The 385-nt window shown below is 68.1% G+C and carries 1 protein-coding gene; it reads left to right on the top strand.

The genetic code is table 11. The features are described 5' to 3' along the window. A partial coding sequence (locus tag ACOQFP_RS00190; protein ID WP_421583096.1) for an alcohol dehydrogenase catalytic domain-containing protein occupies positions 1-385 on the top strand: 385 nt, incomplete at both ends.

Below are 385 nucleotides of genomic sequence, written 5' to 3' on the forward strand. Positions count from 1 at the left end.
CTGCTCGGGCACGAGGCGGCGGGCACTGTGGAGTCGGTCGGTGCGGCGGTCACGCATGTGGCGGTCGGTGATGTGGTGGTGCTGAACTGGCGGGCGGTGTGCGGGGAGTGCCGGGCCTGCCGGAAGGGCAGGCCGTGGTACTGCTTCGATACGCACAATGCGTCGAAGAAGATGACCCTCGCGGACGGGACCGAGCTCTCGCCCGCGTTGGGTATCGGCGCGTTCGCGGACAAGACATTGGTGCACGAGGGCCAGTGCACGAAGGTCGATCCGCAGTCCGATCCAGCGGTGGTCGGGCTGCTCGGATGCGGAGTGATGGCCGGGTTGGGTGCGGCGATGAACACCGGCAACATCTCGCGGGGCGACTCGGTGGCAGTGATCGGGT

The organism is Rhodococcus sp. MALMAid1271, from assembly GCF_049195265.1.
Classification (GTDB): Bacteria; Actinomycetota; Actinomycetes; order Mycobacteriales; family Mycobacteriaceae; genus Rhodococcoides.